Origin of the sequence: Lapidilactobacillus bayanensis, from assembly GCF_003946695.1 — a bacterium.
Taxonomy (GTDB): Bacteria; Bacillota; Bacilli; order Lactobacillales; family Lactobacillaceae; genus Lapidilactobacillus; species Lapidilactobacillus bayanensis.
Genome location: NZ_RHOX01000001.1, coordinates 40,021 through 58,417 on the forward strand (window position 1 = coordinate 40,021; position 18,397 = coordinate 58,417).

The window sequence follows — 18,397 nt, forward strand, 5'->3', positions numbered from 1 at the left end:
AAACAACACTGAATTTTTTGGAGGGTTCTTAATTGTTACAAGTCTACAACACCATGACGCGGCAAATGGAAACATTTAAATCAATTGAACCAAATGTGGTCAAAATGTATGTTTGTGGCCCAACTGTCTATAATTATATTCATATCGGCAATGCGCGCAGTGCCGTTGCCTTTGATACAATCAGAAGATATTTAGAATTTTGTGGTTATCGGGTGGACTACATTTCTAACTTCACTGATATTGGTGAGAAATTGGCGCGAACCGCTACCAGTCAAGACATTAGTGTGGCAGCAGTCGCGGCTAAATATATTACTTATTTTACTGAAGATACGGCTGCCTTAAATATTGAGCCTGCAACTTTTCATCCACGAGCAACGGATAATATTCCTGATATCATTGCTTTTATTGAGGACTTAATTGCCAAAGGTTATGCTTATGAATCTGATGGCGATGTTTATTTTCGTGCGCGCCAATTTAAGGCTTATGGTGAGTTGTCACATCAATCCTTAGATCGACTTGAAATTGGTGCCAGTGAACGAATAGCTGATGAAGAAACAGCTCGTAAAGAGGATCCGATTGACTTTGCTTTATGGAAAGGGCAAAAGCCGGGCGAAGTCGCGTGGGATTCGCCATGGGGTGCTGGTTCGCCTGGTTGGCATATTGAATGCTCAGTAATGGCGGGCAAATATTTAGGCGACACGATCGATATTCATGGTGGCGGTGAAGATTTAGCCTTTCCCCACCATGAGAATGAAATCGCTCAGAGTGAAGCTCATACCGGTCAAAAGTTTGTTAACTACTGGCTGCACAATGGTTTTGTCACAATCGGGCGGCACGACGAAAAGATGAGCAAGTCCTTGGGTAATTTTGTCAGTGCTCATGATGCGTTGCAAAAATTCGATCACCAGGCCTTACGTTTCTTCATGTCAGCCACTCATTATCGACGGCCAATTCAATATACAGAAGCCGCAATTGCCGAAGCACAAAATGAAGTACAACGTTTTAAGATTGCGCGCGCTAATTTGTTGTATCGTCGTAAAGATAGTCAAGCTGGTGCAGATTCATTGTTCACGCAACTGATTGCGGATTATCGAACTAAATTCATGGCGGCAATGGATGATGACTTCAATGTGCAGAATGGTTTAGCAGTAATTCATGAGTACGTTGGGGCGATGAATCAATATGCTGTTGCAAAGCATGTCTACTTGGAAAGTATTATTGATTTCGTGCAGCAATTAGAAGCGTTCTTGTTAATCTTCGGGGTTGATTTAACAACCAATGAAAGTTTAGATAGCTACGTTGCAGACTTAATTGTCAAACGGGATGTTGCACGAGCTCATCAAGATTATGCGACCAGCGATGGCATTCGTGATGAATTAGCACGACGGGGAGTTGTCCTAGAAGATACTGCTCAAGGAACGAGGTGGCGCTTGAAGTGAGTTCATTAGCAGATCAATTAAATGGGATTGCGCTGGCGTACTTAGGAGATAGTGTTTATGAAGTCTTCGTTCGTGAACATTTATTAACGTGCGGCGTGACGCGGCCTAATCAACTGCAGAGACAGGCCGTCGCTTTTGTGTCAGCGAAAGCCCAAGCTAAGTTGATTCAAAAATTGCAAGATGGTAATCAGTTAACAGAACGAGAACTGCTTTTTTATCACCGGGGTCGTAACGCTAAGAGTTACACGAAGGCTAAACATACTGATGTCATTACTTATCGGATGTCGACGGGTTTTGAAGCGGTCTTTGGTTCGTTAAAGCTAGATGGTCAAAGCCAGCGGATTGATGAACTAGCTCATTGGTGTATCGCTGAAATTGAAAAGGAGCACATAAATGGCAACACGTAAACAATTTTCAGATCATAATCGCAATCGCCAGGGTAAGCGGCAAAATGAACGCCAACGATCCGATCGCGAGCGAAAGTTTGAACGATCAAGTACACGCCGGCCACAATCAGACCGTCAAGAAGATGCTACAACAGAATCTGACGGTGAATTTATTTATGGCAAGCATGCGGCAATCGAGTTTATGACTAGCGGCGATGTTAAAACCGTCAATAAAATCTTTTTACAACAAGGGTTGCGCGGCGATTTAGCTAATACGGCGCAAAAGTTTGCACGCGACAATCATTTAGTTTTACAAGAAGTACCCAAGGCAAAACTTGATGATCTAACTGATGAAGCGAATCATCAGGGGATTTTGTTGACATTGTCGCCTTACCAATATGTGGAAGTTGCCGATATTTTAGCCAACGCGCAAGCACTTGAACAAGATCCGTTGATTTTGATTCTCGATAATTTAAATGATCCCCATAATTTGGGTTCGATTTTGAGAACTGCCGACGCTGTTGGTGTCCATGGCGTCATTATTCCCAAGCGCAGAGCCGTTGGTGTAACCGGCGTTGTGGCTAAGACTGCGGCTGGTGCATTGGAGCACGTTGCTGTTGCTCGTGTGACGAATTTAGCAGATACGATTGATCAGTTAAAAGCGGCTGGTGTCTGGATCTTTGGTACGGCAATGGCAGGCGAGGATTATCGAAGCTGGAATAGTACGGGACCGATGGCCTTGGTCATTGGCAATGAAGGAAAGGGAATTTCAACATTAGTCGCGAAAAAAGTTGATGGCATGGTCACCATTCCGATGATTGGTCATGTTCAAAGTTTGAACGCGAGTGTTGCAACTTCAATTTTGCTTTATCATGTCTTTGATCAGCGTCATCCGCAAATTAAAAAAATAGCTACTGAATAAAAAACGCATATTGTTGTCAACAAAATCATTCGAAATAAACACTAGTTCTCTTTAGAAAAAACTAGCGATCCCGTATACTAAAAGTGTCAAAAGTCGCCCATAGAAGAGGAGCATCTTTTATGGGAGTTAATAAAACAGAATTAACATTAGTTCGTGCTGTGCAAAATAATGGCGACTCATTGGCATTGGAAGCATTGGTTGCTAAATATCAACCAATGATCCAAGCGACAATCAAACGTTTTTATTTACGAATGTTTGATCAAGATGATTGGCAGCAAGAGGCGCGAATTGTTTGTTATGAAACTTGCCTTCTCTATGAAACACAACGCAATTGTCAGTTCGGTGCTTTTTACAAGCTACGGTTTGACCACCATGTTCGTAATCTCGTTCGTCATGAGTTAGCAGTCAAACGGCAAAGCAATCGTAATAATTTCTCGTTGGAAGAAATGCTGATTTCTGAGACCTTTCCTGGTTTCACCGTTCCAGCAGAAAGAGAATCACGAGCTTTGCCAGCATTTGATTTGGCGGCGTATTTAACGACACTTTCGAATTTTGAGTTTCAAAGTTTTCAAGTGATTCTTAATCTACGTGCGTCGGCGGATGTTTGTCACGAATATGATTGTGATCAGCTTCAAGTTAAACGGGCAATTGCTCGTTGCAAGAAGAAACTACAATTGTATTTAGCAACGTGCTGATCAATGCGTCTATTTCATAGCTTGGTGAGTTGTTAGGAACTGGGATGAAAATTCTAGTTCCTTTTAGTTTTATGCCATTTTGTCTTGCAATTGTTTTAGAAATGATCAAGGCTGATTTTGTGCGGTGATTTTCTAAAAAATACTTGCATGGCTACGGTAGATTCGTTATACTTATAAACGGTGTAAACACCAAATTCACACATTTTGTGATTGTTACTCTGTTGCCAGCAATGGTTGAGTAGCAGTGCGAGCAAAATGGCGGAATAAAAACTAGGAGGTTTTATCATGGCAGTTTTATCAATGAAACAATTGCTCGAAGCCGGCGTTCATTTCGGTCACCAAACTCGTCGTTGGAATCCAAAAATGAAGCCTTATATCTTTACAGAACGTAACGGTATCTATATCATCGACTTACAAAAGACAGTTAAGATGGTTGATGATGCTTATAACTACGTTAAGGCCGTTTCTGAAGATGGTGGTGTCTTCTTGTTTGTTGGAACTAAGAAGCAAGCACAAGATGCTATTGAAGAAGAAGCTACTCGCGCTGGTCAATTCTATGTTAACCATCGTTGGTTAGGTGGTACGTTGACTAACTGGAACACAATCCAAAGCCGTATCAAACGTCTTAAAGACATCAAGAAGATGTCAGAAGATGGCACATTCGATGTTCTTCCTAAGAAGGAAGTTGCCTTGCTTATCAAGGAACAAGAAAAGCTTGAGAAGTTCTTGGGTGGTATTAAAGATATGCCACGTATCCCTGATGTGATGTTCATCGTTGACCCACGTAAAGAGCGGATTGCAGTTAAAGAAGCACAAAAGCTTAACATTCCAATCGTTGCAATGGTTGATACTAACACTGATCCAGATGATATTGATGTTATCATTCCTTCAAACGATGACGCTATTCGTGCCGTACGTTTGATTACTGCTAAAATGGCTGATGCAGTCATTGAAGGCCGTCAAGGTGAAGATAACGTTGCTGCTGAAGAACAACAACCAGCTAAAGAAGATGGCGACGAATCAATCGAAGCAATTGCTGAGAAAGTTGAACAATCACCAGCTGATGCTGAATAATTAATTAATGACAATCAGAGAGTTTGTTGCAAAACTTGGTTTTGTCACAAACTCTTTCTTTATGTAATAAGAGCTAATAGATCTTGTTTAGTTAGTGTTGATGACCAACTAAACAAACAACAATTAGGAGGTTTTACTAATGGCAAAAATTACTGCAGCCCAAGTTAAAGAGTTACGTGAAAAGACTAGCGTCGGCATGATGGACGCTAAGAAGGCCTTAGTCGCTGCTGATGGCGATATGGAAAAAGCAATTGACGTCTTGCGCGAAAAAGGCGTTGCTAAAGCCGCTAAAAAGAGCGATCGTGTTGCTGCTGAAGGTTTGGCACAAATTGCTGTCAACGGCAATGTTGCCGTTGTTGTTGAGGTTAACTCTGAAACAGACTTTGTTTCATCAAATGATAAATTCCAAGCCTTAGTTAACACAATTGCCACTGCAATTGCTGCTAACAAGCCTGCCGATGTTGATGCCGCTTTAGCCTTAGATGTTGACGGTGAAACAATTCAAGAGAAGATTACCGGCTTAACTGCAATTATCGGTGAGAAGTTGACATTACGTCGCTTCAAGTTAATCGAAAAAACTGATAGCCAAGTTTTCGGCTCATATTTACACAATGGTGGTGCAATTGCTGCTGTTACGTTACTTGAAGGTGCTGATGAAGCAACGGCTCGTGATGTTGCAATGCACGTTGCAGCAATCAATCCTAGGTATGTTTCACGGCATGACGTTCCTCAATCAGTTCTTGATCACGAAACACAAGTATTGACTGAAGAAACCAAAAATGAGGGTAAGCCAGAAAACATCGTTCCTAAGATCGTCGAAGGCCGTTTGAACAAGTTCTTATCTGAAATCAGCTTAGCTGACCAAGAATTTGTCAAAGATCCCGATCAAACTGTTGCCCAATTCGTAGCAAGCAAGGGCGGCAGGTTAGTTGATTTTGTTCGTTATGAAGTCGGCGAAGGTATCGAAAAGCAAGAAGATAACTTTGTTGAAGAAGTTATGAGTCAAATCAAAGACTAGTCAAAATAAAAGGGTCATTTTTGGCCCTTTTTTTGTGCCTTGAAATAGTCGAATGAGGACTTTAACGTGAAAATTACGTTATTTTTAGCCAAAAAACGTTGGTGGAAATCAAACATATGGTAGAATGATACTTAGCAAACAACGGAGGAACTAATATGACAAACGTAAAATATCATCGAGTTGTACTTAAATTAAGTGGTGAAGCATTAGCAGGTGACACTGGCTTCGGTATTCATCCCCCAGTAATTAAAGAAATCGCTGCTCAAATCAAGCAAGTTCACGATTTGGGCGTTCAAATTGGCGTTGTTGTTGGCGGTGGCAATATTTGGCGTGGTGAAACTGGTGCAGAGTTAGGAATGGACCGGGCTCAAGCTGATTCAATGGGTATGTTGGCCACGATTATGAATGGTTTAGCTTTGCAAGATGGTTTGGAACATTTGGGTGTAGAGGTTCGTGTCCAAACTTCGATTGACATGCGTCAAGTTGCGGAACCTTATATTCGTCGCCGAGCGATTCATCACTTGGAAAAAGGCCGGGTCGTTATTTTTGCCGGTGGAACTGGCAATCCTTACTTCTCAACCGATTCTGCTGCCGCATTACGCGCCGCCGAAATCGATGCGGATGTGATTTTAATGGCGAAGAACAATGTTGATGGTGTTTATAACGCTGATCCTAATAAAGATCCTAATGCTAAGAAGTTCGATGAATTAACACAGCTAGATATTATTAACAAGGGCTTGAAAGTTATGGATTCAACAGCAAGTAGTTTGTCAATGGATAATAATATTCCTTTTGTTGTCTTTAATATGGCACAAAATGGCAATATCAAACGTGTTGTTGAAGGCGAAAAAATTGGTACCACAATTAGTGGAGGTAAGAAATAATGGCTAATGAAATAATTGCTAAAGCACAAGAGAATATGATCAAGTCACAGGATTCTTTAAAACGCGATCTATCAAATATTCGCGCTGGACGTGCTAATGCTAGCTTATTGAACAGAATTTCAGTTGATTATTATGGTGCACCGACACCATTGACGCAAATGGCCTCAGTTAATGTACCAGAACCGCGCGTTCTTTTAATCAAACCCTATGACAAAACGACCTTAAATGATATTGAGCGGGCGATTTTAGCGTCAGACTTAGGGTTAAATCCGGCTAATGATGGTGAGGTTATTCGCTTAGTCATTCCCCAATTAACTGGTGAACGTCGTCAAGAATTAGCCAAAGAAGTTGGCAAAGATGCCGAGAGTGCGAAAATTGCTGTGCGTAATATTCGCCGTGACGCTTTGGATGTCATTCGCAAGCAACAAAAGAATAGCGATCTTTCTGAAGACGAAATGCATGATTTGGAAGGTCAGTTACAGAAGGTAACTGATCAGGCAATCAAGGAAGTCGATGCAATCGCCAAGACTAAGGAAACTGAAATTACTGAAGGGTAGTGGCGTCGACTTGGTAGAAACAGAACGTGTGATTCCTCAGCATGTTGCCATCATTATGGACGGTAATGGACGTTGGGCGAAAGCTCATCACCGCCCGCGTGCTTTTGGGCATAAGGCGGGAATGAATAATGTTAAGACAATTACAAAAGTAGCGAGCAAACTAGGGGTCAAAGTCTTGACCCTTTATGCTTTTTCGACAGAAAATTGGCGTCGACCGACAGATGAAGTGAATTATTTAATGCAATTGCCGATTGATTTCTTTAACACTTTTATTCCTGAATTAATGGCACAAAATGTTAAAGTTAATGTCATGGGCTTTTTAGATGCGTTGCCGGAGAAAACTTTAGCCGTTACGAAAAAAGCAATGGCAGAAACGGCCCATAATACGGGAATGGTCTTAAACTTTGCTTTAAATTACGGTTCGCGTGCTGAAATCACTGCGGCAGTTCAGACGATTGCTACTGATGTCGCAGCTGGTGAATTGACGGTTGATCAAGTAACTGATGATTTAATTTCGTCGCGTTTAATGACGGCTACACTCGGTGATTTTGCTGATCCGGATTTATTGATTAGAACGAGTGGCGAGTTACGCTTGTCTAATTTCTTGTTATGGCAAGTTGCTTACAGTGAATTTTTCTTTACTGATGTTCACTGGCCTGACTTTACTGAGAAAGAATTTGATCAGGCGATCGATTCATATAACCATCGAGATCGGCGTTTTGGTGGCTTAAAATAATGGTTAGGAAGCTGAGGTTCATTTTATGAGACAACGAGTAATTACGGCGGTTGTCGCCTTACTGATTTTTATCCCCATCATCTTATTAGGTGGTATTTGGCTCGATATTGCAGCAATTGTATTGGCTTTAATTGGTTTGTCCGAAATGTTTATTATGCGCAAACGAATCATTGTCGCACCTGATTTCTTCATTTCTTGTTTAGGTATCACGGCGCTAGTTTTACCTGATGGCTTCTTTACGAATTTACCATCTTACTTAACTCGTTTCGATATTTTTGCCATTACGGTTGCTTTGTTATTGTTAGTAACCGTGACATCTAAGAACAAAACCAACGTTGATGATATCGGGATAAACACGTTGGCCATGGTCTATATTGGCAACGGTTTTCATTCTTTGATCGCGGTTCGTGGCACGGAAAATGGCTTAGCGTTGTTAGGCTATATTCTCGTGGTAATCTGGGCGACGGATATTGGTGCTTATCAATTCGGACGTTCTTTCGGGAAGCATAAACTTTGGCCAGTCATCAGTCCGAATAAAACTTGGGAAGGTAGTATTGGGGGAACATTAAGTGCGTTAGTTTGTGCGATTATTTATTTGCATTTCTTCCCAGTTGGCTATGCACATACCGCTTATATGATTATGATTACCTTGCTATTCTCAATCAGCGGTCAATTAGGCGACTTAGTTGAATCGGCTTATAAACGTTACTATGGTGTCAAAGATTCTGGTAAGATTTTACCAGGACATGGTGGTATCTTAGATCGATTTGATAGCTTATTATTTGTCTTACCAATGTTGCATTGGTTTGGCTTACTCTAATTAAGGAGAAACCATTTGAAAGCAGTTATTTCGTTCCTAATTATTTTTAGTATTTTAGTTGTCTTTCATGAATTTGGACATTACATTGTCGCACGCAAGTCGGGAATTTTGGTGCGTGAATTTGCCATTGGTTTTGGACCGAAGATGGTTAGTTGGCGTCGTCATCATACAACGTTTACCATTCGTTGGCTGCCGATTGGCGGTTACGTGCGGATGGCCGGTGCAGAAGACGATGATTCCACAATTGAACCAGGAACAATGGGGACGCTCCAAGTTAATGCTGCTGGTGTTGTCAACAGAATTGATATTAGCGAGCACAATAACAGTTTATCGGGTATTCCAATTCAAATCGCTAAGGCCGATTTAGTTGATGCCTTAACAATTACTGGTAATGAGAATGCTGATCCTGATCAAGCACGAACGTTTAAAGTTGATCACGACGCGTTGATTATTGAAACTGATGGGACGGAAGTACAAATTGCCCCTCGCGATGTACAATTTCAATCTGTTTCTGTTGGTAAACGGATTTTAACGAACTTCGCCGGCCCATTTAATAACTTCTTACTGGCTATCGTTGGGTTTATGATTGTCGCTTTTTTGCAAGGCGGGGTCTTATCGACTAAGAATGTCATTGGTAGTGTGCAACCTGATTCTGTTGCTGCCAAGGCCGGGTTAAAGACTAATGATCAAATTACCAAGGTTGGTTCAAAGAAGACGACTGATTGGACAACGTTAGTTAGTGCGTTGCAAGCTAAATATGGTCAAGAGACAACATTGGCTGTTAAACGCGGGTCTAAAGATTTTACCGTCAAGCTAACACCTAAAACCGTTAAGACAAATGGTCAGAAATATGGACAAATTGGGATTACGAATCAAGTTGACCATAGTGTGTTAGGTAAAATCAAATACGGGTTCACGACAACTTGGTCAACTGGCCAACAAATACTAAAAGTGTTGGGTTCTTTCTTCACAGGTGGTTTTAGCTTGAATAAATTATCTGGTCCGGTGGGAATTTATAAGGGAACTTCAGAAGTTGTTAATGCTGGGTTTACTAATATTGTTTGGTTCTTAGCAATGTTGTCTGTCAATCTCGGTCTCGTCAACTTGGTACCAATCCCTGGTCTAGATGGCGGCAAAATCCTGTTGAATCTCGTCGAAGTCATCCGGCGCAAACCAATTCCGGTTGAAAAAGAGGGCATCATTACGTTAATCGGTGCCGGATTCTTGTTGTTACTCTTCATCGCCGTCACTTGGAACGATATTTCTCGCTACTTTTTTAAATAAGTTCGTTTTTGGAGGAGCTACTTAATGAAACAATCACGCATGTTTATTCCAACCTTAAAAGAGACACCGGCTGATGCAGAAGCACGCAGTCATCAATTAATGTTGCGAGCAGGTTATATTCGACAAACTTCTGCCGGTATTTATTCATACTTGCCATTAGCGGTACGCGTGTTACAGAAGATCGAAGCAATTATTCGTCAAGAAATGGAGCAAATCGGTGCCGTTGAAGTTTCATTGCCAGAATTAATCCCTGCTGATTTATGGCAAGAAACTGGTCGCTACGCTACTTATGGTGATAACTTGTTCAAATTAAAAGATCGCCATGATCGTGACTTTGTGTTAGGACCAACTCACGAAGAAACAATCACTGATTTAGTGCGTCATGAATTGAATTCTTATAAGAAATTACCGGTGACACTTTACCAGATTAAGACGAAATTCCGTGATGAGGATCGTCCGCGTTATGGTTTGTTACGTGGGCGCGAGTTTTTGATGAAAGACGGTTACTCATTCTCGGCTAATGAAGACCAGTTAGATGATATTTTTCATGACATGGAAATAGCTTATCGTAATATTTTTGATGCCTTGAATTTAGATTATCGAACGATTGTTGGTGATGCTGGGGCGATGGGTGGTAATGACTCTCGCGAATTCTCAGCCGTCGCTGAAATTGGTGAAGATACGATTGCCTACACTGACAACAATGACTACGCTGCTAATTTGGAAATGGCTAAGAATATTGACAACTATATTTCAATTCAAGAAGATATGTCTGAATTAAAAAAGATTGCCACACCTGATGTTGGCTCAATTAATTCGGTGACTGACTTCCTCAAAGTTGAACCACAGAAATTAATTAAGAGTGTGTTATTCATGGCTGATGAAGAACCAGTCTTGGTTTTAATTCGCGGTGATTATGAGATCAATGAAGTTAAATTAACGAACTTCTTACATGCTGATTTCTTGGAACTAGCAAGTGATGAACAAGTTAAAGATTTATTCAACGCACCAGTTGGTTCAATCGGTCCTGTTCATGCACCCACAGATTTGCGAATTGTCGCAGACGAGACGGTTACTAAAATTATTAACGGTGTCACTGGTGCTAATGAACAAGAATTCCATTTCTTGAACGTTAACTTTGGTCGTGACTTCCAAGTTGCCGCTGAAGATATTACTGATTTGCGGACAGTTCGTGAAGGTGATCTTGCGCCAGATGGCAAGAGTAAATTGAAATTCACTCGTGGCATTGAAATTGCGCATATCTTTAAGTTAGGCACTCGCTATACCAAAGCAATGGGAGCCAACTTCTTAAATGATAATGGCCGTGAGCAACCGTTAATTATGGGTTGCTATGGCATTGGTGTTTCTCGGTTACTTTCAGCGATTGTTGAGCAACATTCCGATGATCATGGCATTATTTGGCCACGTTCGATTACACCTTTTGATCTTCATATTGTCCCAATTAATCTTAAAAATGAAGATCAGGCGCGTGTGACCGCAGAAGTTGAAGCGTTAATTGGCAAAATCGGCCTGACTTATTTAACCGATGATCGGAACGAACGAGCAGGGGTTAAGTTTGCAGATTCAGATTTAATTGGTTTGCCAGTTCGTGTTACGATTGGTAAGAAGGCGGCTGACGATATCGTCGAAGTACAATTACGTGCAACTGGCGAGAAGCTAGAAGTTAAGAAAGATGAGTTGGTTAATGTGATTCCAATTTTACTTTCTAAAACAACCGACTAATTAAATGGTTCGTTAAAGAAAGAACCGGGATTTTTTGTCCCAGTTCTTTTAGTATTTAGTCCGGATCATGTTGCAGATCAACAGTGATTTAGTTTAAAGAGGGATTTTTTTGGCGGAAGAAAATTTATTAGAAAAGCTTTTAGAGCAGATTCAGTGGCCGAAGAGTCAGCAAGATTATTTCCAAGATGCCGAATTGTCAGAACTAGTTGTCCATCAAGTCTCACAAAGTTGGACCTTTAAGATTAAAATTGCCCAGATTTTACCGTTTGCAATTTATAATCAGTTTTTGCAGCAATTAAATCAGACGTTTACTGGAATTGCAACGGTTAATCTGGTGCTAACTGCAGTTAACGCTGATTTTAATGCGACTGATTTACAGGCTTATTGGCATTCGGTCGTTCAAGACACCGGGATTAAGTCGCCAATGATTGTTGAAGTTTGTGCCAATCAGTCCCCAGAATTGGCAGATGGCTTAATCTTCTTAAACGTTGATAACGAGATTGTCAAAAGTTTCATGGTCAAACAGGCACTCGGCCCGATTGAGGAAGCTTATCAACGCGCTGGTTTTCCTAAGCTAGACTTTCGAATCAATGTGGATGAATCGCAAGTTCAAGAGAAGATCAAAGACTTGAAAGCACATCAAGCTCAGCATGAGCAACAATTTGCCCAGCAGGCGGCTAAACAACAAGAACAGAAACAATTGAATCAAGCCGCCAAAGCCGATGCAGTTATTCCCGATGGTCCGCTGACAATTGGTGGCCAATTGAAACCCAAGACTGACATGATCACGTTAGACAAGATTGAACAAGAAGAGCGTTCTGTCTATGTCCAGGGATATGTCTTTGACACTGAAGTTAAAACCTTTAATTCTGGTCGTTCGTTGTTGACACTGAAGATCACTGATTATACGTCATCAATGATTGTTAAACGGTTCTCTCGAAAAAATGGTGAAGATACACCGTTATTTGAGCAATTCCACAAAGGAATGTGGGTCCGCGTTCAAGGGAGCGTTCAAAACGATACGTTCACTCATGAATTAACCTTAAACGCTAATGAAGTTGAAGAGTTCAATCATCCAGAACCACAAGATAGTTATCAAGGCGAGCAGAAGCGCGTCGAGCTACATTTGCACACCAATATGAGTCAAATGGACGCCACTAATGCAATCGGTGATTTTGCGAAGCGTGCTAAGTCTTGGGGAATGACTGCTTTGGCGTTAACGGATCATGTTGGCGCCCAGTCATTTCCGGATGCCAATGCTGCCAGTCAAAAGTTTGGCCTAAAATTAATTTACGGTGTTGAAGTCAATTTAGTTGATGACGGTAATCAAGTTGCCTATAACTTACGCGACGAAAATGCGGTTGATGCCGAATATGTAATTTTTGATGTGGAAACAACTGGTTTGTCAGCTGTTTACGATACCATTATTGAACTTGGCGCGGTTAAAATGAAAGACGGTCAAGTCGTGGACCGCTTTGATGAGTTCATTAACCCGGGGCATCCCTTGTCAGCAACGACAATCAATTTAACGAATATCACTGATGACATGGTGCAGTCTGGTGGTAGTGAAACTGAAATTATTAATAAGTTTATCGAATTCACTGGCGAAGCCGATATTGTTGGTCATAACGTCACGTTTGATATCGGCTTCTTAAACGCAGCCTTAGGTCGAATGGGGCATGGCGCTGTGCATAGCCCGGTGATTGATACCTTGGAAATGTCACGCTTGCTTCATCCGGAGAATACGAATCATAAGTTGGATACCTTGGCGAAACGTTACAACATTGTATTGGAACATCATCACCGCGCCGATGCTGATGCTGAAGCAACTGGCTTGTTGTACTATGCGTTGCTCAAAGAATTTAATGAGCGGTTTAACACAACAAACATTTCTGAATTGAATGATCATGTCGGTGGCGGTAACGCTTATCGGTTGTCGCGACCTCATCATGCAATTTTGTTAGCGGAAACTCAGGCTGGTTTGAAGAATCTCTTTAAAATCATTTCGGGATCGATGGTTGATTATTTCTACCGGATTGCGCGGGTACCACGCTCGCTGTTGAACCAATATCGTGAAGGTATTTTAGTTGGCTCCGCTTGTTCATCTGGTGAGGTCTTCACAGCGATGATGCAAAAAGGCTACGAAGAGGCGCGACAAAAAGCGCAGTTCTATGATTATTTGGAAATTATGCCGAAAGCCATTTACCAGCCGTTGATTCAGCGTGAATTGATTAACGATGACCAAGCTCTAGAAGACATTATTCAAAATATCGTTAAACTGGGTGAAGATTTGAATAAACCAGTGGTTGCCACTGGTGATGTTCATTATTTAGACCCACATGATGCCATTTATCGGGAAATTCTCATTCGTGCTGATAAAGGTAATCCGTTGAATCGCCAAGTCTTGCCTGACGCCCATTTCCGTTCGACTGGGGAAATGCTGACAGATTTTGCTTTCCTCGGTGAAGAGAAGGCGCTAGAAGTCGTCGTGACAAACACCAACAAAATTGCTGAGATGATTGACGATGGCATTACCCCAGTCAAAGATAAGTTATACACGCCTAAGATGCCGGGTGCCGAAGAGGAAATTCGCTCTTTAGCAATGAATAAGGCTTACGAATTATATGGTAATCCACTGCCCAGGATTGTTGATGAACGTTTACAAAAAGAGTTGAAGTCAGTAATTGGGAATGGTTTCTCGGTCATTTATTTAATCGCCCAAAAGTTAGTATTTAAGAGTAATAAAGATGGTTATTTAGTTGGTTCGCGGGGATCGGTCGGCTCTAGTTTAGTTGCCACCATGACCGGTATCACCGAGGTCAATCCTTTACCACCGCATTATCGTTGTCCCAAGTGTCAGTACAGTGAATTTTATACAAAGGGTGAGTATGGTTCGGGTTTTGACTTACCGGATAAAGTTTGCCCAAATTGTGGTACTGATTTAGTTAAAGATGGTCACGATATTCCTTTCGAAACGTTCTTGGGCTTTAAGGGTGATAAGGTACCGGATATCGATCTGAACTTCTCTGGCGACTATCAGCCGATTGCCCATAACTATACAAAGGTCTTATTCGGGGAACAGTATGTTTTCCGAGCTGGTACGATTGGTACGGTTGCTGATCGGACTGCTTATGGTTACGTGATGCACTATGAAGAGGTTAATAACACGCAGTTACGTGGTGCTGAAGTGGATCGTTTAGCTGCCGGTGCAACTGGGGTTAAACGCACCACTGGGCAACATCCGGCCGGAATTATCGTTGTCCCTAATTACATGGATATTTATGACTTTACACCAATTCAATTTCCCGCTGATAAAACTGATGCAGCCTGGAAAACGACACATTTTGATTTCCACTCGATCCATGATAACATTTTGAAAATTGATATTCTGGGGCATGATGATCCGACGATGATCCGGATGTTACAAGATTTATCCGGAATTGATCCTGTTACCATTCCAACTGATGATCCGGGGGTAATGGCCCTATTCTCAGGAACGGATTCTCTGGGCGTGACCCCAGAACAGATTAATTCCAAGACGGGGACGTTAGGTGTTCCAGAATTTGGCACGGCTTTTGTCCGCGGCATGCTGGAAGAAACCCACCCTTCAACCTTTGCCGAATTATTGCAGATTTCTGGTTTGTCTCACGGGACAGATGTTTGGTTGGGTAATGCTGAAGAAATGATTAATCAAGGGATTGTGACGCTGAAAGATGTCATTGGTTGTCGTGATAATATCATGATGGATTTAATTCACTGGGGTGTTGATTCCCAATTAAGTTTCCAGATCATGGAGAGTGTGCGTAAAGGTAAAGGGATACGTGATGAATGGCAGGAAGTCTTACGTGGCAATGAACAAGTGCCAGATTGGTATATTGATTCTTGCTTGAAGATTAAGTATATGTTCCCGAAGGCTCATGCGACAGCTTATATTTTAATGGCCTTACGGATTGCTTACTTTAAAGTTTACTTCCCAATCATTTATTACACGGCTTACTTCAGTGTTCGTGCTGATGATTTTGATTTAGTCGCCATGGCTCATGGCAAAGAGGCCGTTAAAGCGCGTATTAAAGCGCTGAACGATGAGATCAATGAAAAAGGCAAAGGCCGTGCCGTTAAACAAGCAAACTTAGTGACTGTCTTGGAATTAGCTAATGAATGTTTGGAACGAGGAATCGAAATTAAGATGGTTGATATTGAGAAGTCTGACTCTGATAACTTCCAAATTCTTGATGATCATTCGATTCTAGCACCATTTAATGCAATTCCAGGTTTAGGCGCCAACGTTGCCAAACAAATCGTTGCGGCTCGTGCTGAACGACCATTCTTATCTAAAGAAGATTTGGCGACACGCGGTAAAGTTTCGAAGACAATTATTGATTATATGACAGTCAACGGCGTTTTAGATGATTTACCCGATGAGAATCAATTATCTTTATTTTAATCTGCTGTTGCTAAGCCGGTTAGCCTTGACTTGGCAAAGGGTGGCAAAGATGTTATAATGACAATAAGAATTGGTTTGAGTGAGCAGAAATGCTCACTCTTTTTATTGGCCGATTTACTGAAGGGAGGTTTGGTTTTGAGTTCAGTCATTGAAACCGTTCGAGAGCTGGTCATGCCGATTCTCAATACTAACCATTTTCAACTAGTCGATTTAGAATATGTTAAAGAGGGACAAAGTTGGTTCCTGCGCGTTTATATTGATAAACCAGGTGGTATCAACATCGAAGAATGTGCGTTAGTTAGTGATCTGTTAGGCGAACAGTTGGATCAGGCTGATCCTGACCCAATTCCACAAGCCTACGTGTTGGAAGTATCCTCACCAGGTGCAGAACGGTCGTTAAAAAATGAAGCGGATTATCAAACTGCTATTAACCAATATATTCACGTTTCACTGTATGCGGCGATTGCTAAGAAGAAATTCTACGAAGGATATTTACGGCAGCTTTCTGCTGATGAACTAACTTTGGATTATAAGGACAAAGGTCGCCTTAAACAGATTACAATTCCACGCAAAAACGTTGCCAAAGCGCGATTAGCAATTGAATTTTAGAATTGAGAAGGGAACACGTCATGAATGAGGAAATGTTAGGTGCATTAGATGCACTAGAAAAGGAAAAGGGTATTAAAAAAGAAGTTGTCATTGATGCGATTCAGGCTGCGTTAGTCTCTGCTTATAAGCGTAATTACAACCAAGCCCAAAACGTTGAAGTTGAATTTGATCAAAAATCGGGTAACATCCATGTTTATGCCGTTAAAAAAGTTGTTGATGATGTTGTTGATGCACGTTTAGAAGTTAGCTTAAAAGAAGCGTTAGCTAAGAATCGCGCATACGAAATTGGCGATGATTTTAAAGTTGAAGTCACACCAGCTAACTTTGGTCGGATTTCTGCACAAACTGCTAAACAAGTTATTATGCAACGCTTGCGTGAGGCTGAACGTTCACAAGTTTATAATGAATATACGCAATATGAACATGAGATCATTCAAGGTACCGTTTTACGTCGGGATAATAAATATATTTATGTCGACTTAGGTGATATTGAAGCAGTTATGGGTCGCCAAGATCAAATTCCTAATGAAGATTATCAAACTCACGATCGGATCAAAGTGTTTGTTAGCAAAGTTGAAAACACAACGAAGGGGCCACAAGTCTTTGTTTCACGGACCAACCCTGAGCTGGTCAAGCGTTTGTTTGAACAAGAAATACCTGAAGTATACGATGGTACGGTCGAGATTGTTTCGATTGCTCGTGAAGCAGGAGATCGTTCTAAAGTTGCTGTTCGCTCAACTAATCCTAATGTTGATCCAGTCGGTACTTGTGTTGGTCCTAAAGGTCAACGTGTTCAAGCCATTGTCAACGAATTAGATGGTGAGAATATGGATATTGTGAAGTGGGAAGAAGATCCATCTGACTATATTGCCAATGCGCTTAATCCTGCTCAAGTGATTGCCGTTCAATTTGACGAAGCACAACGCGAGTGCATGGTAATTGTTCCTGATTATCAATTATCTTTAGCAATTGGTAAGCGTGGTCAAAACGCACGTTTAGCTGCAAAATTAACCGGCTACAAAATCGATATTAAGCCAGAGTCTGAAGTTGAGTTTGTTGACGATGACGATAATGATGTCGATGTTGCTGATGAATCAGTTAATGATGAGTCACAAGCAACATCAGATCCTGAAGAATAATTTTCACAGGTGATGAGAAAATGAAGAAAAGAAAAGTTCCGCTGCGCCGAGATATTTTGACAGAAGAAATGTTGCCCAAGAAGTCTTTGATCCGCATCGTTCGCGATCAAACCGGTGCACTAAGTATTGATCCTTCCGGCAAAAAAGCTGGTCGTGGCGCTTATGTTTCTTTAGATCCTGAGGCAGTTAAAGCGGCCAAGGCTAAAAAAACGATTGATCATGTTTTTGATCAAACTGTGGCACCCGAATTTTACGATGAGTTATTTGCTTATGTTGACCATCAAAAGGCACGTCAAGAATTATTTGGTTCTCAGCAATGACCATTGATCAAGCACAGCAGCAAAAATTATTAGGATTATTAGGATTAGCCCAGCGCGCGCGCCAATTGACAACTGGTGAAGAATTAGTTGTCAGCGGTTTAAGCAAGCAACAGATTAAATTGATTTTCCTGGCAAGCGACACTGGTGTTAATACCCAGAAAAAAATTAGAGATAAAGCGAATTTTAATCATATTCCCGTGATTGAAATTTTCACGACCCAACAATTAACTCAAGCAATTGGACAACCGCGTAAGGTCATTGGTATTAATGATCCGGGTTTTGCCAAAGGTATGGTGAGTTTAATGAGATAAATAATTAAGGAGTGTG

Annotated in this window: 17 protein-coding genes; all 17 read left to right on the forward strand. The window is 41.3% G+C overall.

Annotated elements, in window-relative coordinates; all coding sequences use genetic code 11:
* The first annotated feature begins 32 nt into the window (after window positions 1-32).
* The 17 genes from cysS to EKM65_RS00275 all read left to right on the forward strand — a co-directional run bounded on the left by cysS (window position 33) and on the right by EKM65_RS00275 (window position 18,381).
* Window positions 33-1,439, forward strand: a complete 1,407-nt coding sequence (gene cysS / locus EKM65_RS00195) for a cysteine--tRNA ligase (RefSeq protein WP_125604315.1) — start codon at window positions 33-35, stop codon at window positions 1,437-1,439.
* Window positions 1,436-1,846: a Mini-ribonuclease 3 gene (locus tag EKM65_RS00200; protein WP_164506748.1), complete on the forward strand. Its 411-nt coding sequence runs from the start codon at window positions 1,436-1,438 to the stop codon at window positions 1,844-1,846. The genes cysS and EKM65_RS00200 overlap by 4 nt, the downstream gene beginning before the upstream one ends.
* Window positions 1,833-2,747 (forward strand): 23S rRNA (guanosine(2251)-2'-O)-methyltransferase RlmB, encoded by a 915-nt coding sequence (rlmB, locus tag EKM65_RS00205; RefSeq protein WP_125604319.1) that lies wholly within the window; start codon window positions 1,833-1,835, stop codon window positions 2,745-2,747. The genes EKM65_RS00200 and rlmB overlap by 14 nt, the downstream gene beginning before the upstream one ends.
* Before the next feature lie 119 nt (window positions 2,748-2,866).
* Window positions 2,867-3,442, forward strand: a complete 576-nt coding sequence (locus EKM65_RS00210; protein WP_125604321.1) for a sigma-70 RNA polymerase sigma factor region 4 domain-containing protein — start codon at window positions 2,867-2,869, stop codon at window positions 3,440-3,442.
* 285 nt (window positions 3,443-3,727) lie between these two features.
* Complete coding sequence (gene rpsB, locus EKM65_RS00215; protein WP_125604323.1) at window positions 3,728-4,516, forward strand: 30S ribosomal protein S2; 789 nt, start codon at window positions 3,728-3,730, stop codon at window positions 4,514-4,516.
* 139 nt (window positions 4,517-4,655) lie between these two features.
* On the forward strand, window positions 4,656-5,534 hold the full coding sequence (gene tsf, locus EKM65_RS00220) for a translation elongation factor Ts (RefSeq protein ID WP_125604325.1): 879 nt from the start codon (window positions 4,656-4,658) through the stop codon (window positions 5,532-5,534).
* A gap of 155 nt (window positions 5,535-5,689) precedes the next feature.
* The gene (pyrH, locus tag EKM65_RS00225; protein WP_125604327.1) at window positions 5,690-6,418 is read left to right on the forward strand and encodes a UMP kinase; all 729 of its coding nucleotides are present in this window, start codon (window positions 5,690-5,692) and stop codon (window positions 6,416-6,418) included.
* Window positions 6,418-6,975, forward strand: coding sequence for a ribosome recycling factor (frr, locus tag EKM65_RS00230; RefSeq protein WP_125604329.1), 558 nt, complete (start codon window positions 6,418-6,420; stop codon window positions 6,973-6,975). The genes pyrH and frr overlap by 1 nt, the downstream gene beginning before the upstream one ends.
* Before the next feature lie 10 nt (window positions 6,976-6,985).
* Window positions 6,986-7,711, forward strand: coding sequence for an isoprenyl transferase (locus EKM65_RS00235; RefSeq protein ID WP_225420351.1), 726 nt, complete (start codon window positions 6,986-6,988; stop codon window positions 7,709-7,711).
* Between the two features lie 25 nt (window positions 7,712-7,736).
* Window positions 7,737-8,531 (forward strand): phosphatidate cytidylyltransferase, encoded by a 795-nt coding sequence (locus EKM65_RS00240; protein WP_125604333.1) that lies wholly within the window; start codon window positions 7,737-7,739, stop codon window positions 8,529-8,531.
* A 15-nt stretch (window positions 8,532-8,546) separates the two neighbouring features.
* Window positions 8,547-9,815, forward strand: a complete 1,269-nt coding sequence (rseP, locus tag EKM65_RS00245) for an RIP metalloprotease RseP (RefSeq protein ID WP_125604334.1) — start codon at window positions 8,547-8,549, stop codon at window positions 9,813-9,815.
* A 24-nt stretch (window positions 9,816-9,839) separates the two neighbouring features.
* A complete protein-coding gene (locus EKM65_RS00250; protein WP_125604336.1) occupies window positions 9,840-11,558 on the forward strand; it encodes a proline--tRNA ligase in 1,719 nt (572 codons plus the stop codon).
* A 103-nt stretch (window positions 11,559-11,661) separates the two neighbouring features.
* On the forward strand, window positions 11,662-16,002 hold the full coding sequence (locus EKM65_RS00255; RefSeq protein ID WP_125604338.1) for a PolC-type DNA polymerase III: 4,341 nt from the start codon (window positions 11,662-11,664) through the stop codon (window positions 16,000-16,002).
* Between the two features lie 135 nt (window positions 16,003-16,137).
* Complete coding sequence (rimP, locus tag EKM65_RS00260) at window positions 16,138-16,611, forward strand: ribosome maturation factor RimP (RefSeq protein WP_125604340.1); 474 nt, start codon at window positions 16,138-16,140, stop codon at window positions 16,609-16,611.
* A gap of 20 nt (window positions 16,612-16,631) precedes the next feature.
* A complete protein-coding gene (gene nusA / locus EKM65_RS00265) occupies window positions 16,632-17,750 on the forward strand; it encodes a transcription termination factor NusA (protein WP_125604342.1) in 1,119 nt (372 codons plus the stop codon).
* Between the two features lie 20 nt (window positions 17,751-17,770).
* A complete protein-coding gene (gene rnpM / locus EKM65_RS00270) occupies window positions 17,771-18,070 on the forward strand; it encodes an RNase P modulator RnpM (RefSeq protein ID WP_125604344.1) in 300 nt (99 codons plus the stop codon).
* Entirely contained in the window at window positions 18,067-18,381 is a 315-nt protein-coding gene (locus tag EKM65_RS00275; RefSeq protein ID WP_125604346.1) for a YlxQ-related RNA-binding protein, read from the forward strand. The genes rnpM and EKM65_RS00275 overlap by 4 nt, the downstream gene beginning before the upstream one ends.
* Window positions 18,382-18,397 lie beyond the last annotated feature (16 nt).